This window comes from Bradyrhizobium sp. BR13661 (assembly GCF_029892425.1).
Taxonomy (GTDB): domain Bacteria; phylum Pseudomonadota; class Alphaproteobacteria; order Rhizobiales; family Xanthobacteraceae; genus Bradyrhizobium.
In genome coordinates, this window is record NZ_JARXWB010000013.1 from 36,490 (window position 1) to 61,110 (window position 24,621).

At 62.4% G+C, this 24,621-nt stretch carries 22 protein-coding genes and 2 pseudogenes; 11 read left to right on the forward strand and 13 right to left on the reverse strand.

Annotated features, from left to right (window positions below; translation table 11 throughout):
• Window positions 1–90: 90 nt before the first annotated feature.
• The 4 genes and pseudogenes from M2427_RS21345 to M2427_RS21360 all read left to right on the forward strand — a co-directional run bounded on the left by M2427_RS21345 (window position 91) and on the right by M2427_RS21360 (window position 3,904).
• Window positions 91–1,035, forward strand: a pseudogene (locus M2427_RS21345) (ABC transporter substrate-binding protein).
• A 73-nt stretch (window positions 1,036–1,108) separates the two neighbouring features.
• The gene (locus M2427_RS21350) at window positions 1,109–1,882 is read left to right on the forward strand and encodes an ABC transporter permease (RefSeq protein WP_280708595.1); all 774 of its coding nucleotides are present in this window, start codon (window positions 1,109–1,111) and stop codon (window positions 1,880–1,882) included.
• Window positions 1,879–2,664, forward strand: a complete 786-nt coding sequence (locus M2427_RS21355) for an ABC transporter ATP-binding protein (RefSeq protein WP_280708596.1) — start codon at window positions 1,879–1,881, stop codon at window positions 2,662–2,664. Before M2427_RS21350 ends, M2427_RS21355 begins: the two co-directional genes overlap by 4 nt.
• On the forward strand, window positions 2,657–3,904 hold the full coding sequence (locus tag M2427_RS21360; RefSeq protein ID WP_280708597.1) for a Zn-dependent hydrolase: 1,248 nt from the start codon (window positions 2,657–2,659) through the stop codon (window positions 3,902–3,904). The genes M2427_RS21355 and M2427_RS21360 overlap by 8 nt, the downstream gene beginning before the upstream one ends.
• A 46-nt stretch (window positions 3,905–3,950) precedes the next feature.
• Here M2427_RS21360 and bamA read toward each other — a convergent pair whose 3' ends face one another.
• Window positions 3,951–6,461, reverse strand: coding sequence for an outer membrane protein assembly factor BamA (bamA, locus tag M2427_RS21365; protein WP_280708599.1), 2,511 nt, complete (start codon window positions 6,459–6,461; stop codon window positions 3,951–3,953).
• 225 nt (window positions 6,462–6,686) lie between these two features.
• Window positions 6,687–7,592 carry a LysR family transcriptional regulator gene (locus M2427_RS21370; RefSeq protein ID WP_280708600.1) on the reverse strand — a complete coding sequence of 302 codons (906 nt, stop codon included), beginning with the start codon at window positions 7,590–7,592 and terminating at the stop codon, window positions 6,687–6,689.
• A 138-nt stretch (window positions 7,593–7,730) separates the two neighbouring features.
• On the opposite strand from M2427_RS21370, the gene M2427_RS21375 reads away from it, so the two are divergent.
• The gene (locus M2427_RS21375; protein WP_280708601.1) at window positions 7,731–8,345 is read left to right on the forward strand and encodes an SRPBCC family protein; all 615 of its coding nucleotides are present in this window, start codon (window positions 7,731–7,733) and stop codon (window positions 8,343–8,345) included.
• Here the strand turns inward: M2427_RS21375 and M2427_RS21380 are convergent.
• The 10 genes from M2427_RS21380 to M2427_RS21425 form a co-directional block, all read right to left on the reverse strand.
• Complete coding sequence (locus M2427_RS21380) at window positions 8,342–9,391, reverse strand: sigma-70 family RNA polymerase sigma factor (protein WP_280708602.1); 1,050 nt, start codon at window positions 9,389–9,391, stop codon at window positions 8,342–8,344. The genes M2427_RS21375 and M2427_RS21380 overlap by 4 nt on opposite strands.
• 46 nt (window positions 9,392–9,437) lie before the next feature.
• Window positions 9,438–10,157, reverse strand: a complete 720-nt coding sequence (locus M2427_RS21385; protein ID WP_280708604.1) for an SDR family oxidoreductase — start codon at window positions 10,155–10,157, stop codon at window positions 9,438–9,440.
• 82 nt (window positions 10,158–10,239) lie between these two features.
• On the reverse strand, window positions 10,240–11,013 hold the full coding sequence (locus M2427_RS21390; RefSeq protein ID WP_280708605.1) for an SDR family NAD(P)-dependent oxidoreductase: 774 nt from the start codon (window positions 11,011–11,013) through the stop codon (window positions 10,240–10,242).
• A 115-nt stretch (window positions 11,014–11,128) separates the two neighbouring features.
• Window positions 11,129–11,545, reverse strand: a complete 417-nt coding sequence (locus M2427_RS21395; RefSeq protein ID WP_280708606.1) for a nuclear transport factor 2 family protein — start codon at window positions 11,543–11,545, stop codon at window positions 11,129–11,131.
• Between the two features lie 116 nt (window positions 11,546–11,661).
• Window positions 11,662–11,907 (reverse strand): GMC oxidoreductase, encoded by a 246-nt coding sequence (locus M2427_RS21400; RefSeq protein WP_280708607.1) that lies wholly within the window; start codon window positions 11,905–11,907, stop codon window positions 11,662–11,664.
• Between the two features lie 9 nt (window positions 11,908–11,916).
• On the reverse strand, window positions 11,917–13,485 hold the full coding sequence (locus M2427_RS21405) for a GMC family oxidoreductase N-terminal domain-containing protein (protein ID WP_280708608.1): 1,569 nt from the start codon (window positions 13,483–13,485) through the stop codon (window positions 11,917–11,919).
• 40 nt (window positions 13,486–13,525) lie between these two features.
• Entirely contained in the window at window positions 13,526–14,383 is an 858-nt protein-coding gene (locus M2427_RS21410) for a carbohydrate ABC transporter permease (protein ID WP_280708609.1), read from the reverse strand.
• Window positions 14,380–15,267 (reverse strand): sugar ABC transporter permease, encoded by an 888-nt coding sequence (locus tag M2427_RS21415; protein ID WP_280708610.1) that lies wholly within the window; start codon window positions 15,265–15,267, stop codon window positions 14,380–14,382. Before M2427_RS21415 ends, M2427_RS21410 begins: the two co-directional genes overlap by 4 nt.
• 44 nt (window positions 15,268–15,311) lie before the next feature.
• Window positions 15,312–16,595: an extracellular solute-binding protein gene (locus M2427_RS21420; RefSeq protein ID WP_280708611.1), complete on the reverse strand. Its 1,284-nt coding sequence runs from the start codon at window positions 16,593–16,595 to the stop codon at window positions 15,312–15,314.
• Between the two features lie 105 nt (window positions 16,596–16,700).
• Complete coding sequence (locus tag M2427_RS21425; RefSeq protein WP_280708612.1) at window positions 16,701–17,729, reverse strand: LacI family DNA-binding transcriptional regulator; 1,029 nt, start codon at window positions 17,727–17,729, stop codon at window positions 16,701–16,703.
• A 205-nt stretch (window positions 17,730–17,934) separates the two neighbouring features.
• Between M2427_RS21425 and M2427_RS21430 the strand changes: the two genes are divergently transcribed.
• The 5 genes and pseudogenes from M2427_RS21430 to M2427_RS21450 all read left to right on the forward strand — a co-directional run.
• Complete coding sequence (locus tag M2427_RS21430) at window positions 17,935–18,654, forward strand: glucosamine-6-phosphate deaminase (RefSeq protein ID WP_280708840.1); 720 nt, start codon at window positions 17,935–17,937, stop codon at window positions 18,652–18,654.
• On the forward strand, window positions 18,651–19,829 hold the full coding sequence (locus M2427_RS21435) for an amidohydrolase family protein (protein WP_280708613.1): 1,179 nt from the start codon (window positions 18,651–18,653) through the stop codon (window positions 19,827–19,829). Before M2427_RS21430 ends, M2427_RS21435 begins: the two co-directional genes overlap by 4 nt.
• Window positions 19,830–19,838: 9 nt before the next feature.
• A complete protein-coding gene (locus M2427_RS21440) occupies window positions 19,839–20,873 on the forward strand; it encodes a Gfo/Idh/MocA family oxidoreductase (protein ID WP_280708614.1) in 1,035 nt (344 codons plus the stop codon).
• A 4-nt stretch (window positions 20,874–20,877) separates the two neighbouring features.
• A complete protein-coding gene (locus M2427_RS21445) occupies window positions 20,878–21,888 on the forward strand; it encodes a Gfo/Idh/MocA family oxidoreductase (RefSeq protein ID WP_280708615.1) in 1,011 nt (336 codons plus the stop codon).
• 81 nt (window positions 21,889–21,969) lie between these two features.
• Window positions 21,970–22,167 (forward strand): annotated as a pseudogene (locus tag M2427_RS21450) (sigma factor-like helix-turn-helix DNA-binding protein); the annotation flags it as partial.
• Between the two features lie 155 nt (window positions 22,168–22,322).
• Here the strand turns inward: M2427_RS21450 and M2427_RS21455 are convergent.
• Complete coding sequence (locus tag M2427_RS21455; RefSeq protein ID WP_280708617.1) at window positions 22,323–22,919, reverse strand: TetR-like C-terminal domain-containing protein; 597 nt, start codon at window positions 22,917–22,919, stop codon at window positions 22,323–22,325.
• A 535-nt stretch (window positions 22,920–23,454) separates the two neighbouring features.
• Here M2427_RS21455 and M2427_RS21460 point away from each other — a divergent pair.
• A complete protein-coding gene (locus tag M2427_RS21460; protein ID WP_280708619.1) occupies window positions 23,455–24,423 on the forward strand; it encodes a helix-turn-helix domain-containing protein in 969 nt (322 codons plus the stop codon).
• Window positions 24,424–24,621: the final 198 nt, after the last annotated feature.

The window sequence follows — 24,621 nt, forward strand, 5'->3', positions numbered from 1 at the left end:
ACAAATCGTGCAACGCTTTCTGCAAATGGTCTGCACAGACCAATAGAGATCAACAGGACGTCAAACCATCTGGGCAAGAGGACGACAATCATGCGTAGTTCGACAGTTTTCGCGACAATCATTGCTCTGGCGGCCGCCACTCCCGCGCTCGCCGACGACGTCAAGGTCGGCGTCGGCATATCCGGATGGACCGGCTTTGCGCCGCTGACGCTGGCGAAGGAAGCCGGCGTCTTCAAGAAGAACGGCCTCGACGTCACCATCAAGAAGATCCCGCAAAAGGATCGCCACCTCGCCATCGCCTCCGGCGACGTCCAGTGCGCGGCGACAACGGTCGAGACCTGGATCTCCTGGAACGCGAACGGCGTCGCCACCAAGCAGATCTTCCAGCTCGACAAGAGCTATGGCGCCGACGGCATGGCCGTGCGCAATGACGTCTCCTGAATCAAGGAGCTGAAAGGCAAGACCGTGGCCGCCTCGGCCCCCGGCACCTCGCCCTATTTCGCGCTGGCCTGGATGCTGAAGAAGAACGGCCTCACGGTGAAGGACGTCACCGTCGTCAACCTCGAGCCCGCCGCCGCCGCGCAGGCTTTCGTTTCCGGCCAGAACGATGCCGCGATGACCTACGAGCCTTATCTGTCGACCGTGCGCGCCGCGCCCGACAAGGGCAAGATCATCGCGACCACGCTCGACTATCCGATCGTGATGGACACGTTCGGCTGCACGCCGAAATTCCTCAGCGAGAACCCGAAGGCCGCGCAGGCGCTGGCCGACAGCTATTTCGAATCGCTCGAGATGATCGCCAAGGACCAGGCCAAGTCCTATGAGATCATGGGCGCCGATGTGAAGCAGACCGGCGAGCAGTTCGGCAACTCGGCAAAGTATCTGCGCTGGCAGGACAAGGCCGCGAACCAGAAGTTCTTCGCCGGCGACTTCCTCGCCTTCAACAAGGATGCCGCCGATCTGCTGCTCGAAATCGGCATCATCAAATCGGCGCCGAAGGTCGAGGATCTCTTCGACGCGAGCTTCATCAAGTAAGCCCCGACATGCAGCTGGTCCCGCTTCGCGGTGGGACCGGCTGCATGATCGACGACACCCGGATAGACTTACGATGCGTCCCCTGGATTCCGTGACATCGAGGCAGCGCGTGGCCTATGGCCTTGCGTTCTTCGCGCTGTTCGTCGCTCTCTGGTCCTGGGCGACCTTCGGCGGCCATGTGTCAAAAACCTTCCTCGCCAACCCGCTGACCATGGTGCAAGAGGGCTATGATCTCCTGGTCAAGCAAGGCTTCGTGTTCGACATCGGCATGACGATCTGGCGCGTCGTCGGCGGCTTTGCGCTCGCCGCAATCATCGCGGTGCCGCTGGGCGTGCTGATGGGGGCCTACAAACCGGTCGAAGCCTTCCTCGAACCGTTCGTTTCCTTTGCGCGCTATCTGCCCGCCTCCGCCTTCATCCCGCTGCTGATCCTGTGGGCCGGGATCGGCGAGTTGCAGAAGCTGCTGGTCATCTTCATCGGCTCGGTGTTCCAGGTCATCCTGATGGTCGCCGTCACCGTCGGCGCGACGCGGCGTGATCTGGTGGAGGCCGCCTATACGCTGGGCGCGAGCGACCGCGGCATCATCCGCCGCGTGCTGCTGCCCTCCTCTGCACCGGAGATCGCGGAAATCCTGCGGCTGGTGCTGGGCTGGGCCTGGACTTACGTCATCGTCGCCGAGCTGATCGGTTCCTCCTCCGGTATCGGCCACATGATCACCGACAGCCAGGCGCTGCTCAACACCGGGCAGATCATCTTCGGCATCATCGTGATCGGATTGATCGGTCTGCTCTCGGACTTCATGTTCAAGGCGTTCAACGCCTGGCTGTTTCCGTGGAGGCTCGCATGACGATCCTCAAGGTCGAGCAGATCTCGCGCACCTTCCCGGCGCGTCACGGCAACGCGCCGACAAGGGCGCTGGAGCCGACCGACCTCGTCATCGGCAACAACGACTTCGTCACCATCCTTGGGCCTTCCGGCTGCGGCAAGTCCACGCTGCTGCGGATCGTCGCCGGCCTCGATCGGCCGACCAGCGGGCGTGTCACGCTCGACGGGCGCGAAGTCACCGGCCCCGGCGCCGATCGCGGCATGGTGTTCCAGTCCTACACGCTGTTTCCCTGGCTGACCGTGCGCGAGAACATCGCCTTTGGCCTGCGCGAACGCGGGGTTCCGGAAGGCGAGCGCAACAAGGTCGCCGACGCCCTCATCCGTCAGGTGGGCCTGTCCGGTTTCGAGAACCATTGGCCGAAACAGCTCTCCGGCGGCATGCAGCAGCGCACGGCCATTGCGCGGGCGCTCGCCAATGACCCAAAGATCCTGCTGCTGGACGAGCCCTTCGGCGCGCTGGACAACCAGACCCGCGCCCTGATGCAGGAAATGCTGCTGGGCATCTGGGAGCGCGACCAGAAGACCGTGCTGTTCGTGACCCATGACATCGAGGAAGCAATCTTCCTCGGCAGCCGGGTCATCGTCATGAGCGCGCGCCCCGGCCACATCAAGGCCGAGATCACGATAGACCTGCCGCACCCGCGCTCCTACAAGGTCAAGACCACGCCGGAATTCGTCCAGCTCAAAGAAAGACTGGTCGAGGAGATCCGCACCGAGGCGCTGAAGGTGGTCGAACATGCCTGATACTCTCCCGCGCGCCGATGGCGAGCGCGTCCTCGCCGATCTCAACGCGCTCCGTGCGCTGGGCACCTACAAGACCGGCGTGCACAAGCCGACCTTCTCCGAGCCGCACAAGCAATCGCTGGACTGGCTGGTGCGAAAGCTGCCGGACGCCGGCCTCACCGGCGCGATCGACGGCATCGGCAATATCGTCGCTACCTGCGCCAAGCCCGGGCCGAAGCTGCTCGCCGGATCGCATCTGGAAAGCCAGAACTATGCCGGCTGGCTCGATGGCCCGCTCGGCGTCGTCTATGCGCTGGAAGCCGCCCGCGTGCTCAACACAGATCCCTCCGTGAAGGGCGCGGTCGAAGTCGCCGCGTGGGTTGACGAGGAAGGTCATTTCGGCAGCTTCCTCGGCTCGCGCTCCTATGTCGGCCAGGTCACCGAAGCCGAGATCGACGCCGCGCGCGACCGCACCAACGGCCGCCCTATGCGCGACGCGCTGGCCGACATGGGACTCGCCGGGCGAGCGCGCGTCGCCGCCGAGCCGGGGCGGCACATCGGCTATCTCGAGGCGCATATCGAGCAGGGTCACACGCTCGAAAGCGGCAAGCTTGCGATCGGCGTCGTCACCTCCATCGTCGGCATCTGGCAGTACCGCATCACGTTCATCGGCGAGCAGAATCACGCGGGCACCACGCGCATGGCGGTGCGCAAGGATGCGGGCCTGGCGCTGGCGCGGTTCTGCGTCGCCATCGACGAGCGTTTCCCGGCGGCCTGCGGGCCGCGCACGGTCTGGACCACCGGCCGCATCACGCTCGATCCGGGCGCGCCGAGCATCATTCCGGGCGGCGCGGAAATGCTGTTCCAGATCCGGGACGACAATCCCGCCGTGATCGCGCGGCTGGAAGAGCTGCTACGAACCATGGCGGCCGAGACCACCGCGAAGGGCCCCTGCAGCGTCGCGGTGGAGAAGATCCGCACCGGCGCGCCCGCCATGATGAATACAGGCTTTCAGGACGCGATCGACGCCGCGAGCAAGGCGCTTGCCGACGGACGATCGCTGCGCATGCCGAGCGGCGCCGGCCACGACGCGCAGATGCTCGCGACCATCATGCCCGCGGGCATGCTGTTCGTGCCCTCGATCGGCGGCATCAGCCACCACTGGACCGAGAACACCGCGGATGCCGACATCGTCACCGGCGCGCAGGTGTTCGTCGAATCCTGCCGGCGGATTCTAGAAGGCCAACGCCTGTTTTCTTGAGCATGATCTCTTCGGAAAACCGCTGCACGCTTTTCCGGATCATGCCCTAGAACGACGTGCCGCCGCCGAACCTGAACTGCTGGACGACGTCGTATTTGCCCTTTGTCAGCGGCACCGCGTAGTCGAAGCGCAGCGGTCCGAATGGCGACGCCCAGATCAGGCCGACACCGACCGACGAGCGCACCACTCTGCTGTCGTCATATTGCAGGCCGCAGGTCGGGCAGGCCTTGGTGTTGACCTCGCCCGTCGCCGCCCACGAGGTCGGCCCCTGGTAATCCCAGAGGGAACCCGCATCGGCATAGACGGCGCCTTTCAGGCCGACCTCCTTGGGCAGGAACCAGAACGGCATCTGCAGCTCCATGGACGCGCCCCAATAGTTGGTGCCGCCCAGCGCATCGCCGGTCGCGCCGTAGCCTGCATAGGTGATGTCGCGCGGGCCGATGCCGTTGGAGGCGAAGCCGCGCACGAGATTCGGGCCCATCTGGAAATGATCCAGCATGCGCAGATCGTTGTTGCCGATCTTGTTGAGAACGCCACCCTGCAGATGGATCACACTGATGATCTCGGACACCAGCGGCGTGTAGTATTTGGTGTCCAGCGCCGTCTTCAGATAGGTGACGTCGCCGCCGACCCCGGCGAAATCCTGCTTGAAGTCGACCAGCAGGCCGCCGGTCGGGTTCTTGGTATTGTCGAGCGTGTTGTAGGTCAGCGTGTAACCCACCGCCGAGGTCAAGGTCCGGCCGTTCGCCAGTTCCTTGCGGACCGGCAAGCTCGATTCGCCGTCAGCGTAGCAGCCATAACCGTAGTAACTTGAACTCGCCGAGTTGGTCGGATCGACCCCGCCCAGAACGCTCTGGATGTAGGCCGGCGTCGGGTTGAACGCCAGCGACGTGTTGGCTGCGTTGTTGTTGCAATTGTTGTAGGCGCTCGCGAGCGAGATGCTCTGCTGATAGAGCGAGTAGCGGAGCTGGAGCGACAGGTCCTCGCGCAACGCGAAGCCCAGGCGCGGCGAGAAGCCGAGCGTCGTCACGCCATAACTCGTATAGCTGTTCGACAATTGCTGGCGATAGTAGGTGTCGAATCCGAGCGCAATCCGGTAGTCGAGCAAATAGGGCTCGACGAAGGACAGCGAGACCCCGCGCGAGTATTGGCCGTAGGTGACCGATGCCTTGGCAAAGAGACCTTTGCCAAGCAGGTTGCGCTCGGAGACCGAGACTTCGGCCAGCGCGCCGTCCGTCGTGGAGTAGCCGCCCGAGACCGAGAAATCGCCGGTCGACTTTTCCTCCATGTCGACGATCAGGATCACGCGGTCGCTGGACGAGCCCGGCTCCGTCGTGATCTTCACGGTCTTGAAGTAGTCGAGATTCTTCAGCCGCCGCTCGGCGCGGTCGACCAGTGCACGGTTATAGGCATCGCCCTCGGCGATGTCGAATTCGCGCCGGATGACATAGTCGCGCGTGCGCGTATTGCCGTGCAGGGTGATGCGCTCGATATAGGTGCGCGGACCTTCGTCGACGTTGAAGATGACCGAGACGGTGTGCGCTTCGAAATTGCGATCCCCGCTCGGCCGCACGACGGCGAAGGCATAGCCGCGGCGTGAGGCCTCGATCTGCATCTCCTCGACAGACTTCTCGACCAGTTCGACATTATAGAGCGAGCCGATATTGACCCGCGACAAGCTGCGCAGCGATCTCGCGTCGAAATTGGCGATGCTGGAGCGGAAATCGACGGTCCCGACCCGGTATTGCTGCCCTTCCTCGATCTTGAAGCTGACGAGAAAACCCTTCTTGTCCGGATCATATTCGGTCAGTGCAGCCACGACCTGCGCATCGGCAAAGCCGTTCTTCAGGTAGAAGCGGCGGATCAGGTCGCGGTCGGATTCGACACGATCCGGATCGTAGACGTCGCCGCTGCTGAGAAAGCTCAGCAGGTTGGATTCATGCGTCTTGATGACATCGCGCAGGCGGGCAGCCGAAAAGGCGCTGTTGCCAATGAACTCGATCGACTTGACGCCGGTCTTGGCACCCTCCTCGATCGTGAAGACGAGATCGACGCGGTTGTTCGGCTGCTCGATCACCTCGGGCGTGACGCGCACGTCGTAGCGGCCCGAGCGGCGGTAGATCTCCGCGATCCGCAGCGTGTCGGACTGCACCATCGCCCGCGAGAACGTTCCGCGCGACTTGGACTGGATTTCAGCCGAAAGCTGCTCGTCCTTGATCTTCTTGTTGCCTTCGAAGGCAATGCGGCCGATCACGGCGTTTTCCACCACCGACACGATGATGCGGCCGCCGGCCCTGCTGACTTTCACATCCTGAAACAAGCCGGTCTCGATCAGCGCCTTGAGGCCGTCATCGATCGCCCCTTGGTCGAAATAGCCGCTCGCGTCGGCCTTGAAGTAGGAGCGGACCGTCTCGGCCTCGACCCGGCGATTGCCCTCGACCACGATCGCATCCGTGGCCTGCGCCGCGGCCGGCTGCGGCAACAGCAACGAAACTGAACCTGCCATCGACACGCCGCACACCACTACCGCGATAAGCCAGGCCCGCAAAAACGACATTCCACACCTCAAGAGCACCTGAACTGCTCTGAAACGGGAAAGCTGTGGCCACGGTGTGGCCTTGAGATTGCTGTACTGTTTCCGTGGATTGAGTTTGATTGAGCCGGCAAGGCACATAACGCCGCGCGCACGGCGTATGCGCGAGGAAACCAGCAACATTAAGCAAAACAAGGCGTGTTTACGGGCCGCGGGGGCAGGCAACGCGCGGCTGGACCGCCTCCATCGCTACTTCGCAGCTTGCCTGATGCTCTTCGTCGCAAAATCGATGAATGCCTTGACCTTGGCCGGCTGATGCCGGCGCGACGGATGCACGACGTACACGGGAAACCGCTCGTCCGACCATTCCGGGAACAACTCGACCAGAGCGCCGCTCTTGATCAGGTTGCGGTTGCCGAGCGCGAGGATCTGCGCGATCCCGGTGCCCGCGACACAGGCTTCGATCATCGCGCCGACATCGGAGACCAGAAACCGCGTCGAGGGTGTCGCTTCCACGACGCGACGTCCCTTGCGAAGCTCCCATCGATACGGCCTTCGGCTGGCCCAGTCCCAAAGCGTAATGCAGGTGTGCTTCTGCAGATCGGCGGGGCTCCGGGGCTTCCCGAACCTCGCAATGTATTTCGGAGATGCTACGGTGATGACGCGCGTCTCCAAGATCTTCCGGGCGATGAATGTCGTCGGGGGCGGATCACCGCATTTGAGAGCCAGGTCGAATCCGTCCGTCACGAGGTCCCCGAGCGACTCGCGCATCAGAAGTTCGAGGTTCACTTTTGGATATTTCTCGAGAAACTCCGGCATGCGCCTGGCGAGAATGACTCTCGCCAGGAACGGCTCGATATTGACGCGAAGCCGTCCCCGGACCGCGCTCGTCGTCCCCGATGCGGTCAGCGCGGCTTCCTCGATGGCGGCAAGATGCGGCTTGACCGCTTCATAGAAGTTGCGTCCTTCATCCGTCAGCGAAAGTGATCGTGTCGTCCTGTCCAGCAGCCTTACACCGACGCGCTCCTCCAGTCGTGCAACAGCGCGGCTCACGGCCGATGCGGTCAGATTGAGACTGCCGGCGGCCCTGACGATCGTACCGGCCTCAACGACGCTCACGAGGACCGTCGCGCCCGGCAAAAGACGTCCATCCATGTCCGCTCATTCCTGATTTTTGTGAATGAGCATCATACAACAAATGCGCTGTACGCAGCAATCAGGGACCGCCTATCGTTCGATGGGTACGGCGCGGACACTCCGCGCATGACGCCATCAACGAAAGGACGACCAACAATGTGGACGCTCACCGCAAATGCCTTCGCACGCCCTCGCATGATGGCGCTGGCGCTGTCGACGGCCGTCCTTGCGATGTCTTGGCCGGCAGGAGCGGAAGAGGCATCGGCGATTCGCACCATGGAAAAGGATTTCGCCGCACGGTCAGGCGATATTCATTGGCCGGACGGATTCACGCCTGTTAAGGCCGACCTGTTCGCCCACAACGAAACCGTCATCAACGCGGCGTGCGAGAAGGTCTGGAGCAAGATCGTCGATGTCCGCCAATGGCCCGACTGGTACCCCAACTCGAAGGAGGTCACGCTCACTGATGACGCCAAGCTCATCACGAGCCAGGGCAAGTTTCGCTGGCGAACATTCGGGATCGAGGTCGAGAGTTCGGTCCGCGAATTCGTGGTCAACGAACGGCTGGGCTGGTTCGGGAACGTGCCGGGGAAAGCGCCGGAATTCTATCATACCTGGCTGCTGAAGCCCGAGGCCGGCAATTGCCGGGTCGTGACCGAGGAGGTCGGGATCGGCGCTGGCCCGGCCGGCTTCCGGGCGACCAACGAGAGCCTGCTTCACCGCGGCCACGAGCTTTGGGTCGTGGGATTGAAGTGGATTTCAGAGCTCTAGTGGCTGATGTCATCGGCAATCGTGAGCGGAAGTCCGAAGGCCCGGAATATTCGTGGCGCGTCGGGTCGCACGAACAGGGTCAAGGCCGAAACGCCGCTTTCAGCGAGCGTGAGCACATGGATCGAGTGCGCGGCCAAGGGCGCATCCAGCTCTGCGCGCGAGCGAAAATAGGCAGCGAACGCGGGCTGACCGTTCGCAGCCACCGGTAACAATCGATAGCCGCCATAGTCTTTCCAGGCCCATTCGAAAAAGGTTCGAATGGAGTCGCGCCCGACGTACCACTGACCCAGCGGCGGCATGGTGTAGGTCGCATCCTCCTTCAAGAGGGCGACAAACTTGTCGATATCAAGCTCCTCCCACGCATTGAGGTAACGCTTGAGCAGCTCTTGCTGCGCAGGCCCCGGCGTTGAAACTGTCGATGATCCGTCGTCACGATGGCTCTTTGCCATCGTCGCGCGTGCTCGCTGCAGGACGCTGTTGATCGACGCCGTGGAGCCTCCGAGCAGGGTTGCGGCCTCCGCCACGCCCCAACCGAGCACATCGCACAACAAGAGCGCCGCGCGCTGCCGCGGCGGCAGCTGCTGGATGGCGGCAACGAAGGCCAGTTGCACGGCCTCGCGCGCGGCGTAGTGGGCTTCCGGATTCTGGGTCTCGTCGAGAATTCCGGCCATATCAGAATCCGGATAGGGCTCAAGCCATTCCACGTCATTCGCCGGCGTTCCATCCGGCAGCTGAGCCGAAGCTGGAAAGCGCAAGTCCGGCAGGAAGCGCTGCCTGTACTTTCGGCTGGCGATGGCATTGAGACAGGCGTTCGTCGCGATCTGATAGAGCCACCCACGAAACGACCCGCGACCTTCGAAGCTGGCAAAACTCCGCCAGGCCCGAAGAAACGTATCCTGCACCAGATCTTCCGCTTCGTGCAGCGATCCCATCATCCGGTAGCAATGCAGTTTGAGCTCGCTGCGGAACGGCTCCGCCATTCGCTCAAACGTCTTGCTCGATCGATCCAGACTATCAAACGGATGATGCGTTTCGGTCGCGGTCATTGCCACCATGTAACCGTCAGAGCGCTTGCTTCAAGGGTCGCCCTCCTCATGAAAGCACGGCCTCGAGCCCCCTCCCCGAGACAATGAAGACATGCTCCTTGAACTGGTCAGGCTTCGTCACAAGATCGATCACCGCGTTGGCGGCGTCTGACGATTTCGGCGGCGCCGCCATGCTTCGAACGAAGTCGGCCTCCGTCACCCCGAGATGGCTGGCGTACGCCGAAACAGCGCGTTGCCCAAGCTCGGTATCCACGATGATGCGCGGCGCGACCGATACAAATCGCAAGCCCAGACCCAGGCGATCGGATTCCTTCTGGCTGTAGTTTGCCATGAACAGCTGGGTCCGCTTGGCGCCCGCATAGCCCCCTGTAAGCGGTGATCCGGCCAGGGCGGCGCCGCTGGAGACCAGCACGATGGTTGTACCGGGCGCCAGTGGACCGGAGAGCGACGCCTTGAAGAAGTTGAACGCGATTTTGACGTCAACCTCCCAGTTGCCCGAGAATTCTTCCCAGCTCTGCTTCTGGAGTGGCCGGGCAATCGGCAACAAGCCACCACACACGACCAGAACATCTGGCTGCATGGTTGCGAACACCTTGGCAGGCGCATCAAGCTCCGTCGCATCAAGCGACAAGATGTCGATACCAGCGATCTCCTCGGCCAATCGCCGGAGCGCCTCCATCTGGCGCGCCACCGCGAGCACATTGGCCCCGCGACTGAATGCGGCTTCCGCGATTTTTCGTCCAACCCCGCGGCTACCGCCGATCACGACGACGTTCTTGCCTGTCAGGGATTCCATGTGTCTTCTCCCATATCCGACGTCTATTGCGCGTTAAGACCGCGAGCACGAGCTAGCCTGCCCCGACGGGCACAAGCTTCCTGGCGGCTTTCCACAACTGCCCGTTGATGAAGTTCGGAGCCAGCCGACTCATCAAGGCCAATTGGCTGGACTGCCCCGGCCGAATTTCGAGCGAGCCGGCCTTGAGCGCCTTGAAGGATTGTTTCACCAGCTCCTGGGTCGTGATCAAGATGATGCCGTCGCCCTCCGGAAGGTCCGCGGTCATGTCGGTCTTCACGGCAGGAGGCATCAGCTCGATAACGTCTACGCCCGTTTCCTGAAGCTGAAAGCGAAGCGACAGGGTGTAGGAGTGAATGGCCGCCTTGGTCGCGCAGTAGATCGGGATGCAGGGCAGCGGCACGAACGCCAGGGCCGATGACACATTAATCAGCGAGCCCTTGTTGGCCTTGAGGATATCAATGAACGCGGAAGTCATGCGAATGACGCCGCCGACATTGACGTTCAATTCAGTCGTCAGGCCGGCAAGATCTGAGGCGGTCGCCTTGAGATTCTTGTAGTGACTGATCCCCGCATTGTTCATCAGCACGTCGAGCTTTGGAAACTCTGCCCTCACTCGCGCTGCAAGGGTCGAGATCTCGACCGGGTTCGCCACATCGCTCTGGATCGTGTGAAGCTTTGGATATCTCAACTTGACCTGGTCGAGGATGCCCTGACGTCGCCCCGTAATAATAACCTGATTGCCCAATTCCATGAATTCCAAGGCGAAGGCAAGGCCGATGCCGGCGGAGCCTCCGGTGATGAGAATGGTACGTCCGGTGAGCTTCATGAGTCCCTGTCCTGATGGTCGGCTGCGTGCCCTTCTGACACCTAAGACCAGCGACCCAGGGAAGACTCATCGGTGCTTCATGGATTTTTTACGGGTTCCGGCTCCGCCTGCGCCGTTACCAAAACGGTTTGAACGGCCGGCCAGCCTTCATTTCCCACAACACGTTGACGATCACCCAGCGGCCGTTGAGGCGCGACAGGTGCAGATAATCCATCCATGTCGATGCGGTCATTCTGGCGCTGGCGGAATTCTCGAAGATGTCGAACACGACGATCTCCCGCTGACGCTCGGCTGGGGGTGTCGGACGATCGGCTTTCTGCCGGGTCAGCTGCGTGAGGGCGAGCGCGCTCATTTCGGCGAGGTAGCTGCGACCCGATTCAGGATCGCGACGGGCGATGCGCTTGGCCAGTTCAGGATGGAGCGCGCTGTCCATGCGCGCGGCATCGCCCTCATAGAAGCCTTCAATGTAGTCCAGAATGGTTTGCTCGATCGCCTTCAGATTGTCACGTTTCGCTAAGTCTGCGTCGTGCATTTGGTGTATGCCTCGGGTTCGGGGAGCCATGCCGGTCTCCCACACGACAATGACCGACGATCCGGGCGGAACTCATCGGTGCGAGGAAAATATTCTTTGAGGAATGCCGAGGCCTGCTAGGCAGCGGCTTCCTTCCCCAGAATAAGGCGGGCCGCACGCTCGCCGATCATCATGGTTAGCGCAATGGTGTTGCCCGAGACGAGGCGCGGCATGATCGATGCGTCGGCGACGCGGAGACCATCGATGCCGCGGACCCGCAGATCCTCCGACACGACGGCCATGGGATCATCCACGGCGCCCATCCTGGCGGTGCCGCGGTGGTGACGCCGAGAAACGGCCGAAAGCGTCATGCGACGCTGCACTTCCTACTCTTACCTCGCACACGTCAAGCGGTCTGCCATGCGCTCGGCGATGGCAACGGTGGTCAGATGCGTGTTGGCGCGTGGGACTTCCGGCATGACCGAGGCATCGATCACGCGCAAGCCCGTGCATCCGATCACCCGGCATTCGGGATCAACGACCGAATGCGGGTCGTCCGGGACGCCCATTCTGCAGGTGCCGCTCGCGTGCTGGGCGTCGCTGCATTCGGCGAACAGCCAGTCATCCAGCTCCGCATTGCTGAGCGGCTCGTCCATCGAACGTCCGCTGGCGCCATAGTCGACGCGGTCAGCGATATCGGTGACCGCAGGCTGCAAACATATATCGCGCAGCCGGCGGACGCCGTCGCGCATGCGCACGAGATCGCGGGGGTCGGAGAGCATGCGCTCCTCGACTTCAGGATCGACCTCGGGGTCGGTCGAGACGATCCGGACGTGGCCCTGGCTGAAGGACTGATAGACGGAAACGGCGATCCGCCCGAGCGTCACTTCCGTCATCGATTGCCGAGATCGGGCAAGATTGCCGGCGATCATGATCATGTCGTTGTCACCGGCGTCGGCGAGACCGGACGAGTAGCGCAGGCAGCAATTGGTGTGCCGATGCATCAGCGTGCTGACCTGGCTGCCTTCGCGCAAATGCAGCAGTGCGTTGACGATCGGATGGTCCAGCAAATTCTCGCCGGCCGGCAAGTCCGCACGGATGGGAATGCCGAGCCTCTCCAGCAGCGCGGCAGGCCCGATGCCGGAGCGCTGCAGGATGGCCGGCGAATGGATGGCACCGGCGCAGAGGATAACATCACGCGTCGCACGAGGCGTGTAGGATCGGCCGTTCACGCGAACCAGCACGCCGCTGGCGTGCAGCCGATTGCCCTCGAAGGTGATGGTGTCGACCAGGGCGTGACCGACGATGTCAAGATTGGCGCGACCGCGCGCCGGCTCAAGATAGCCGTCATTGGTGGAGATGCGTAAGCCACCCTCGCTGTTGATGGCGTAGGGCGAGACGCCGGTACCTACGGGGGCGTTGTGATCCTCGCACCAGCCATAGCCGAGGCCGAGTGCCGACGCACGTAGCGCCCGGTCGACATTGCCCCAGTCCGGGATTGGCGCGCGATACACCGGAATCGGACCGTGATCGCCGTGATAGGGTGCGTCTGGGAAATTCTTGTCCGTCTCGAGCTTGCAAAAATACGGCAGCAACTCGTCCCACGACCAGCCCGTGCAGCCCGCGGCCGCCCAGCGGTCGATGTCGTCAGGGACGGCGCGGATCGCGATCTGGCCATTGATGGTCGAGCTGCCGCCCATGGCGCGGCCACGCCAGAGCAGCAGCGGCTGCTGCCGCTCGGTGCGTCGCGCCAGCAGCTTCGGCCAGCGGAAGTCGTCGTCACCGATGGCGCGCATCGGGTTGGGAATGCGAATATGCTCCGGTGTGGTCGCGGTGCGGAGGTCTTGCCCTGCTTCGAGCAGCAAAACGCGATGCGACGGGTCTTCGCTCAGGCGCGCGGCCAGCGTCGCTCCGGCGGAACCTCCGCCGATGATGATGGTGTCGTATTCCTGTTCAATCACGTCCTCTGCGCTCCTTCGATCGCTCAATCGAACGCGGCGATCATTCCTTCAGACCGGTCCCGGCCACGCCACGCACGAAATTTCGGCGCATCAGCGAGAAGAACAGCGCGCTGGGCACGAGGGCGAGCGCCGCGGCCGCGCTGAGATGACCGATATCCACGGTGAAGCCGGTCTGAAACAGCGCCAGCCCGACTTCGAGCGTATACGTATCCTTGTTGGTCGTCACGACGAGCGGCCATGCGAACGCAGTCCAGGCCTGGAAGAACGCCAACACGGCCAGCGCCCCCAAAGGCCCCCGCATCAGCGGCAGCACGATCCGCAGAAAGATCCAGCCCTCGCCTGCCCCGTCCACCCGCGCGGCCTCCAGCAGTTCGTCGGGGATCGATGTCGTCACATATTGCCGCACCAGGAAGATGCCGAAGCTCATGACGAGATAGCCGACAAGGAGTCCGGGCAGCGTGTTCAGCATCCCTGCAGCCTGAACGTTCAGGTAGAGCGGGATCATGTAGACTTCGAAGGGCACGACCGATGTCGCGATAATGACACCGAAGACGGCCGGGAACCACTTCAGATCGAACTTGCCGAGCACGTAGCCGGCGATCGCAGAGGTGGCGACGATGCTGACCGTCGAAATCCCGGCAAAGATCAGCGTATTGCCAATCCAGCGCAGCAGCGGCGTTTCATGCAGCACGCCGAGAATGTTCTCCAGCGTCGGCCGGTCTGGAATGATCGTCGGCGGCCAGGCCAGCAGTTCCGGCGGCGTCTTGAATGCGTTGCTGACCAGGAAGACCAGCGGCAGCAGCATCATGAAGCCGACGGCGAACAGAACAACGTCGGTGGTGAGGCCGGCAGGCGTGTTGCGGTCAACATCGCTGGAGGGATGGTCTGGATCGCTCATGCGCGGCTCCGGTCCCGAAAAAGCCTGAATTGCGCCCCCGTCAGGACAAGCACGATCACGAGAAGGACCACGGCTTCGGCTGCGGCATAGCCGACCCGGTAGTTTCGAAAGCTGTTTTCGAGCATGTCGAGGACGAGCACGCGAACCAGATGTCCCGGCGCCCCCTGAACGTCCGAGGCCAGGACGAAGGCCTGCGCATAGATGTTGTAAGACGAGATCAGCGTGATCACCGATACGTACAGCATCACCGGCTTCAACAGCGGGATCGCAACGTAGCGGAAGGCCTGGAACGAGGATGCGCCGTCGAGGCGCGCGGCCTCGTAGAGCGCCCCCGGAACGTTCTTCAATCCGACGAGAAAGATCAGCACGGCGTAGCCGATCGCCTGCCAGGAGCAGAGAACGATCAAGCACACCACCGACAGGACGGGATCAAACAACCAGGACTGGGCCGGGATTCCAAACCACCCGATGAAGGCGTTGAGTGGCCCAAGCCGCGCATCGAAAATCCATTTCCAGGCCATCGCCGCTGGCACCAGCGACACGACATGCGGCAGGAAGATCGAGGTCTCGTAGAAGCCGCTGCGCCGCAGTCCCTGCCGGCTGTTGATCAGGGCTGCGAGCCCGAGCCCGACAGGAATGGTGATGAGCAGAACGCCGAAGGCGACCACGGTGGTATTGAAGATCGCTTCAAGAAACAGCGGATCGCTCGCCAGCTCGACAAAGTTGTCGAGCCCGACGAACGGCTTGCGCCGCGAGATGATGTTCCATTTGAACAGGCTGAGACGCAGCGTCTCGGCGATCGGATAGACGCGCAGGCAAGCATAGAGGCCGAGAACCGGGAGCAGCGCCAGAACCGGAAACAGCCATTTCGGCGTGCTACGCATGGACTCTCCCGGAGGCGGCCGCCGGCTGGCCTGCAAATGCGATCTTACTTGGCCAGCAGATCTTCCCGGGCAAGGATCTTGTCGCTCTCCTCCGCCGCCGATTTCAGGAAAGCGTCGATGGCGGCATCGTTTCCAACCAGCGATTTATCGGTGAAGGCCTTCTCGAGCCGCGCCGCCAGCCGCGTGAGAATTTCGCTGGCCGGACTGATCGCGGGAACTGTGAAGAAGACGTAGTCGGCGGGGGTGTTCACGAACGCGCCGAGCTGAGGGATCTTGCTGATGACGGCGGAGTAGTCGAGCCCCTTGCGATTGGGTACCCACGCCATGTTCTCGACCAGCCACAGCAGATTCTCCGGCGCGTTGGCCTTCTGAACGAAATCCCAGGCGATCTGGCTCTTCGGTCCCTTGTTGGGGACGTAAAGGTCGACGGGGACCATCAGTGTTCCCTTCGGCAACGGGGCCGTCGCATATTTGAGGCCAGGCGCCTTCTTGGCAACGTCGCCGATCACCCAGGACTCGCGGATGAACATCGCGGTCTGACCGAGCTCGAAGGCCTCGGCATCTGCCTTCATCTCGGGCGACACCGTCCGATAGGCCACGACGTTGTCGAGATATAGCTTGAGCGCATTGCGGCCGGCTTCGCTTGCATAGGCCGCGCGCCACTTCCCGCCCTTTTCCTCAAGCAGCGTTCCGCCGAAATTATAGAGGATCGTCCAGTACTTCTCGGCGATCCCGGAGCCGCCGCCGCTGAGGCGAAGACTCCAGCCGCTGACCGTCGGCGCGCCGGAGGCATCGCGCTGCACCAGCTTCTGCGCATAGGCCGTGTACTCTGCCATCGTCTTGGGCGGCGCCGTGAGCCCGGCCTTGGCAAACATGTCGGTGTTGTAGAACAGCGCGCCCTGCCCCTGGAACAACGGAACGCCGTAGATCTTGCCGTCGTAGGAGGCGGTCTTCACGCGCGTCATGTCGTAATTGGCTTTGACGAAATCGACGATCGAGGCCGGCGGCTCCGGAATGAGGCCCGCCTCCAGATAGCGCGCCGCCTCGACCTCCATCTCGATCACGTCACCTGCCGCGCCTGAAGGAAGCGATAGCGCCAGCCGCTTCTCATGCTCACGCAAGGCGATGGCTTCGACGCTGATTTCGAGATCGGGATACTTCGCCTTCAGCTGATCTCCGACACGCTTGTAGAACGGCGCGAGGTCAGGCCAGCCGCTCCAGATGGTCAGCTTCTCCGCCGACGCCGACGAGGCCAGCATTGGCACGGCGACAGCCACCGCCAGCAACCTGGCCGCTGACAGCCAGACGGATTTCGCAATGAAGGCCATGTCCCCGCTCCCAGAACTTTCTAAATTCCAGCCAAAAGCTGTCATGCAACCGGTTGCGTGTCAATTGCGATCCGTTGCCGCTTTGGAAGGCTTGTGACCAAATCCTCAGCGGCTTTTCCGCCTTGCGGGCGCCGGACCCGTGCTCGCGCGAACGACGAGATGAGAGTTGAGCTTGTGGCGGATCTCGCCCGATGCGCCGCCATTCATCTGGCTCAGCAGGAGGCCGACCGCAACGTCGCCTGCGTCGGCGCAGCGCGCCGAGACTGTGGTGAGCGGCGGGTAAGTGGTCTCACCGAGCACATCATCGCAGCCGACCACGCTGAATGATCTGGGCACATCGACGTCGAGGGCCGCTAGCCCCGCCAGCAGGCCCTGGGCAACGAGGTCGTCGAACGCAATCGCTGCGGTCACTCCGCTTGCGACAATGGGCGCGGCTGCGAGACGGCCGGTGCCGTAGGATGGCGGACGCGCCGGAATGGCGATCACCTTGAGCCCGCGTTTCGCCGCCTCCTTCCGGACCGCATTGCGCCGTTGCTGGTTGGACCATGACGTGGTGGGGCCGCTGACATAGGCGATGTGCCGATGCCCGAGTTCGGCCAGATGCGCGATCGCCGCTTCAACGCCGGGCGCCGTGTCGATCAAGACCCGCGTAATTCCCTCGATATCGCGATTGATCAGCACCAGTGGCCGGCGCGCCGCATAGATCCGAATTTGCGCTTCGTCCAACCGCGAAGAGGCGAGAACGAGGCCCTCGACCTGCCCGATGAAACGACCGAGCAGCAATTCCTCGCGGGCGGGATCCTCGTCCGAATTACCGAGAAAAACACAGAGTCCAGCCTTGTCGGCATGAAGCTGGGCGGCCCTGATCATCGGCGGAAAGAACGGGTTCGCAACGTCGGAGACGATGAGCGCGACGTTGCCGTGCCGACCGGTCGAGAGTGCGCGAGCCACCTGGTTGGGGACATAGCCGAGCTTGTCAGCGACCGCCTTGACGCGCCGGACGGTCTCCTCGCTCAGCATGCCCGGTCGCGTGAAGGCGCGCGATACGGTCGCGCGCGAGACCCCGGAGACTTTCGCGACCTGGCTTATGGTCGGCGCGATCCCCGAGCGCTGCTCCCTGCCATCGCGTTTCACCCGGGGCGTCTCCTGTGCGGGGTCTCGGAAGCTACACATGCCTTGAATCGCCGTCGGGGCGCAAGCTTGACATGCAACCGATTGCATTACATCCTTGATCCCACGGACTGACAGGCCCCGACGAGAACCACGGATCAACATGACGGCTTCGGGCGCTCCGGAAATCGCGGTAACAAGGATCGCGACATCAGAGACGCGGGACGCGATGGGCCGGGCTGCCGCGCACGATATCGCTGCCGCGTTGCGCGACCGCCTCGCGCGGCAACATCGCGTGAGGATGGTGTTCGCCGCCGCTCCAAGCCAGGCAGAGATGCTGGATGCGCTTGCCAGCGAGCGCGATATCGATTGGCGAGGCGTCACCGCCTTCCACATGGACGAATATCTCGGGCTTCCCTCGCACGCGCCAGAGCGCTTCGGCGCCTGGCTGACCCGTCATTTCTTCTCGCGCATTCCCTTGGGCGCCGTCCACGTGATCGGACAAGAGCCGGATGCGGACCGCGAAACGGCGCGCTATGCGGCGCTTCTGGCCGAGGCCCCCATCGACATCGTGTGCCTCGGCATCGGCGTCAACGGGCATCTGGCGTTCAACGATCCACCCGTCGCGGATCTGCATGACGCGAAGCAGGTCAAGGTCGTCGAGCTCGATGCGATCTGCCGTCGGCAGCAGGTCGACGACAAGTGCTTTGCGACGCTGGACGACGTCCCGACCCACGCGATTACGTTGACGATCCCCCGGCTGCTGGATGCTCGTCAGCTCTTTTGTGTGGTGCCCGGTGCGACCAAGCGAGCCGCGGTCGAACAATCCCTGTACGGTCCGATCGGCGCGGCCTGTCCTGCCAGCGCATTGCGGACGCATCCGCGATGCACGCTGTATCTCGACCGCGATTCCGCACCGCCACGGCTGCAAGCGCCGGCACGCGCATGAGCAGCGTGACGACATCAGTCTCGGGCCGCGACCCCGAGACCGGGAAACCTCATACGATCACCGTTGCGAATGGCCGTATTTCGGGCATCGCTCCCGGCGGTCGGGACGACGGGCATTGGTTGTCGCTCGGACTGTTCGATTTGCAACTGAACGGCTTTGGCGGCCACGACCTCAACGGCGGCACCGATCCGCAGACGGTTCGCGATCTCGCTTTGGCCGTCCATGGCAGCGGCGTATCGCGCTTTGCGCCGACGCTGATCACGGCTTCGCGCGCTGCGCTCATCGATGCCTTGAAGGCGATCGCGCAGGCGCGCGACAGCGATCCGCTGGTCAGGCACGCGATCCCCTTCGTCCATGTTGAAGGACCCCATATCGCGGCCGAGGATGGTCCGCGCGGCGCGCATCCCGCCGAACATGTCAGGCCGCCCGATCTCGATGAGTTCGACGCCTGGCAAGCGGCCTGCGGAAACCTCGTTGGCCTCGTGACCTTGTCACCGCACTGGCCGGAGACATCAGACTATGTGCGGGGGCTTCGCTCGCGCAACGTTCATGTTGCGCTTGGCCACACCAACGCCACGCCGGCCGAGATCTCCGCCGCAGCCGAGGCCGGTGCCATCTTGTCGACGCATCTCGGCAACGGCATCGCAGCGCAGCTGCCGCGGCATCCGAACCCGATCTGGACGCAATTGGCGGAAAGCAGGCTCCGGGCGAGCTTTATCGCCGATGGCCACCATCTTCCGTCCGAGACCTTCAAGGCCATGCTGCGCGCAAAGGGCCTTGAGCGATCCATGCTCGTTTCGGACGCCGTCGCGCTCGCAGGATGTCCGCCGGCGATCTACGACATGCCTGTGGGAGGACGCGTGGAGCTGAAGGCGAACGGCCGGCTGGAAGTGATGGGCACACCGTTTCTGGCGGGAGCGGCGGCCAGCCTGGCGTTCGGGATCGCGACGGCGAAACGAATGGCTGGATTGACGCTGGCCGAGGCATTGCGGCTGGCGACGATCAATCCCCGCGCACCATTCGGCCTGCCAGCTCTGACCGTGGGAGCACCCGCCGATCTGCTTCGATTTCGTCTCGGCGATGATGGGTCCATCATCCCCGAGACCACCTTTGTTGCCGGTCAACCCTTTCCGGCCAAGCCTTTTCCTAACAAGCCTTTTCCTAACAAGCCTTGAGGAATTGAGATGAGCCAACTACGCATCGGGTTGGTCGGTCCAGGCGCTATCGGAGAAATCCACGCCCGCGCAATCAGGGCACTCGACGAGACTGTCCTGGCCGCCGTCGCTGGCGGCACGCCCGATCAGATCGCCGCGTGCATCGACGGCGAACCTGTTCCGACATTTGCGACCACCGATGCCATGCTCGCCGGTGCAGAGATCGACGCGGTCGTGATCTGCACCCCCAGCGGGGCGCATCACGACGCTGCCCTCGCGGCCATCAAGTCCGGGCGACATGTGCTCGTCGAGAAGCCGCTTTGCGTCGATCCGACTGAAGCCGCATCGCTGGTCCGTGCTGCCGAAAGCTCGCGGCTGACTTGCGGCGTGGTCTCGCAGCGCCGGCTTGAACCACAACACCAGGCGATCAAGAAGCTGCTCGACGAGGGTCGCCTCGGACAGCCGCGCCTGATCGAAGCGGCGATCCACTGGTATCGCTCCGACGCCTATTATGCGGAGAAGCCATGGCGCGTTGAAGCCGGTCACGGCGGCGGCTCGCTCTTCAACCAGGGCGTCCACAATCTAGACCTGATGCTTTGGCTGTTCGGACCGGTGGCGAGCGTTCAAGGCAAGACGGCGACACTCGGACACGCACACGCGATCGAGGACACGACGGCGGCCTTGCTTTCCTTCGCATCCGGCACCCTGGGCGTGATCGTGACGAGCACGGCGCTTCCGCCGGGACGACCCGCCATGCTGCGCCTGTTCACGGATCGCGGCAGCTGCGAGCTCGCGCACGACAACATCGTGCGTTGGGATTTCCCTGGTGTCGCGCAGCCGGAGAGCGCGACGGGACCGGGAAGCGCCGCCAACGATCCCAAGGCCATCGGCATCGAGGGGCATATCGCGCAATGGCGTGACTTTGCCGCGGCGGTCCGGGACCGACGGGCGCCCGCCGTTCCGTTCAGGGATGGGTTCGAGGCGACGCGCGTGGTCACCGCCATCTATCGCTCGGCCGCGGAAGGCCGGGCCGTCACCCCCAACGACATCTCGCCGCTGGTGTAGCCCGATGGCCGGCAAAGCCTCTTCAACGCTCGATATCGCGATCATAGGTGCGGCCCATCCGCACGTCGAATACGTGCTCTCGGAGATCGCCGTCAGGTCCGATGTCAGGATCGCGGCGGTCGCCGATCACGACGCCGCGCGCCTTGCCGAGCTCGAGCGACGCACGCAGGCGCCCGGCTACGTCGACCCGATCGCACTTTTGGACGCGCACAAGGTCGAGGCCGTGGCTGTTTTCAACGAGTTCGGTCTCAGAGCTCCTGTTGTCGCCGAACTGCTGCGCCGGGATATTTTTGCGATCGTCGACAAGCCGATGGCGGTGACGCTTCCGCAGCTCGCGCTGATCGAGGACGCCCTGGCTGGGCGCGAGTTGCTGACGCTTCTGCTCGAGAAGCGCTTTTATCCCGTGACGCTCGCGCTGCGCTCGGTTCTCGACAGCGGCGAGCTGGGCGACATCGTCTCGATCAGCTCGACCGGGCCGCACAAACTGGTTCCGAGCCGTCGTCCGGCGTGGATGTTCGAACCGTCCACCTATGGCGGCATTCTCGCCGACCTGACGGTCCACGACATTGACCTGTCGCTTTGGCTGACGGGATATACCAGCGGGACGATCAACGGCTGGATCTCGCCCACCCCGGCGGCCGGCACGACGAACTTCCCCGCTCTGGGACGCGCCATCCTCGCCTGCGACAACGGCCCGCAATTTTCGATCGAAGTCGACTGGATCCAGCCCGAAGCTTCTCCCCGCCATGGCGACTATGCCATGCGGATATCGGGTACCCGCGGACGAGCCGACGTTCTCTTCGCCGAGAACAGGCTTCTCGTCGAAACAGCAACACGACCGAAACGTGAGGTCGACCTTCCCTCCGGCGGCTCGCCTGCCGGCTTCGTTTTCGATCATCTTGCTCGCGGAACGCCCCTGCAAATTTCAACGAAGGACGCCCTGCGCGCCACACGCATCGCCATCCTTGCCGAGGAAAGCGCCAAGCAAGGGGGCGTCCCGCAACGATGGGGCTGAAGCTGCAGGCCAACCGATCCTACAGCTCGCGCAATCCCGCAAATTCGCGAGACGCTGGCGCCAACTGGGTGATCGCGACGCGGCCTATCGGCTCGTCACAAGCATATCTTCACTGCGCGCCAGTTGACGGATGAGCCTCCAACACTGGAGACACTCGCGGCGGAATATGCAGTGTCCCGCGAGCGTGTCCGCCAAATAGAGCAACGAGCATTCGATAAGATAAAGTTAGCTATGCACATAGCCGACAGTTCTTCGAAAGCGTCGAAATCGAACGTATAACGACTAGCTTTCGGTCGAGACTCATTGGTGGCCCATCAATGGCGTATTGAGTTTTCGCTGATGCCATCATCCATTTTCAGCTCGCTCGGCCGATTAGGGCAACAGACGAGCAATTGGGCATGGCGAGCGAAATATCGCATTCTGCCGACGGGCCTCTAACATTTGTACTCGACACGCAGACCCGCGATAAAGACATCCAGTGCCAGCTCATACGCTTCATCGTAGGGATATGTATGAGAGAATGAGCCCATGAACTCGTGCAGGGCAAACCCGCGAGCCAGGCATCGGAGAATGTGCAGAGCATCATCGCCTGTTTGACCATAGAGGTTGCAATCAGCGAACACCGCGACCATGAACTCCTGGAGCTCTTGATAAGCCCGACGCCATTCCGGGCATTCGGTTACAGGTGCACGAAAAGTTGCTGCGGCGAGTCCAGGGTGTTCGACCGCAAACCGGCGCATTTCAGTGGCGACTGCCCTGAGTGCCGAAAACGACAATTTTCCGTTCCGCGCGCTTTCGAGCCGACCCAACAAATTCCGGCACGACTTGATCGCGAAGAAGCGCCGGATCTCTGGAATGCTGGTGCGTGGCTCACCCGAGGCCAGCTCCAATTCGGCCGCAATGTCGTCCGCGAGTCGCTTATCCCAGTTCGAGGCTAGGATTTCATTGATCGAGAAGTCGTGCGGGTGCCTCATCGAGCGGATTCCTTTCCAGTGCGAAGCAAGGCGGCTGCCGTTCATAGCTGACTTCAAGTTGGTTTCCGCGGACCCAGACCCGCTTACATCGTCGAAATACCGGCTTCGGGCTGGACACGAAAATGAGAAAGAAACTGGTCAGGTCTTTCGGATTCTCAGTGGCCAGCCGCGCTCCACCATCCCAGACACTTAAGACTTGGCAACCAGTCGACCATGACTCATCAAGAGCGATGCACTGCGCCTCGAGCGGATGACTGAACGTGACCCTTTTGGGTTCAGTGCGAAGCGGGGGAAAACCGAAAGTGTGAGCTCTGCGCTTCTTGCGATCCGCTTTGGTCGATTGCCCTGGAGCCATCGAATGCGGCTCTTCCTTCAGCTGTTGCTGAGTGCCTTCGAGATCTGAGCTGTTCATCATCATCGTTGCACGGTGCACGTATTTTTGCGGGGCTGCGGTGGGTACTTTCTGTCGGTATTTCTTCGGTAGTGCCCTGATGTCAAAACTTTAATAGGCCGAGCATAAGCCGATCTCCACATCAGCGTTCGGTCGAATCGGCGCCATTGATCGGCTAGACCACGGTAAAGGATTTGCTACGTGCAGACAGTCTTCTCGACCGATCAGGTGCACGCTCGCGAACGGTTTGACTATTGGCATAGCGTAGCTTGCAAGAGGATCGTGGAGCACGATACGGTCCCGGCGGATCGGTTGAACTTTGGCGCATCGATTGAGGTGGGCGGTCTGGGTAATCTGGAGCTTGTCCAGTTTCAAAATTCCCCGATGAGGGTGCGCCACACACCGGCACACTCGGCTCGAACGCGTTCCGACGAATTGTTCGTTTGCTATCAGGTCTCTGGCTCCGTCTTCATGGCACAGAATGCGAGCGAAGTGACTCTGAGCGCGGGAACCCTCACGCTGATTGATCCATTGCTTCCCTATGAATGCAGATTCCTTGATGGTTCAAAGACGCTCGTCGTGAAGGTGCCGCGGCTCGAGTTGCGGGCCCGCTTCGGTCGAAATCGGGAACTTGTCGCCCGCCTCGTGCGTCCGGTCCGGGTCGATGACAGCTTGACCCTGACTCTCACTGCAATGCTGCCTTCGCTCGCCGCGAAGATGGCGCCCGTCACGGAGGAAATGGTGGGCAATCATGCGGTGGACCTGATTGCGTTGTCTATCGCTCGAACTCTTGACGGGACTGTTTGTGTTTCGTCGTCAAAGGCGATTTTGCTTGCTCGCATTCGTGCGGCGATAGAGGCGAGGCTCACCGACTCGAAATTGCACGTACAGGACGTGGCTGACGCGGTAGGCATCAGCGTTCGCTATGCGAATGAACTTTTGTCGGCGCAAGACACGTCGATAAAACAACTCGCGCTCACCCGGCGTCTGGCGCGGTGCCGATACGCGCTTGAGGATCCCGATCAGGCTCATCGCACCGTGAGCGAGATAGCATACGGATGGGGATTCTCCGATCTCACTCACTTCGGGCGAAAATTCAAAGCAGCTTACGGCGTCACCCCAAGCGAATATCAGGCGCTGGCGCGCCGGGCCCGCCTCGGTGGCGATTGAACTGCATGCCGTGATGTCGGCCTCCATGGACGATGCACCGATGGCGGGGTCCTGAGGGCTCCGAAATTGCAGGAGTCAAATCCATGCAATTTCGGCTCTCATCCTTTGAATGTATGGATGCAATATAATATTGTATGGACTCCAAAATAGATACAGGTGCGGACATGACGAGTGGCAGCTCGGTTTCGCTATCGAAGG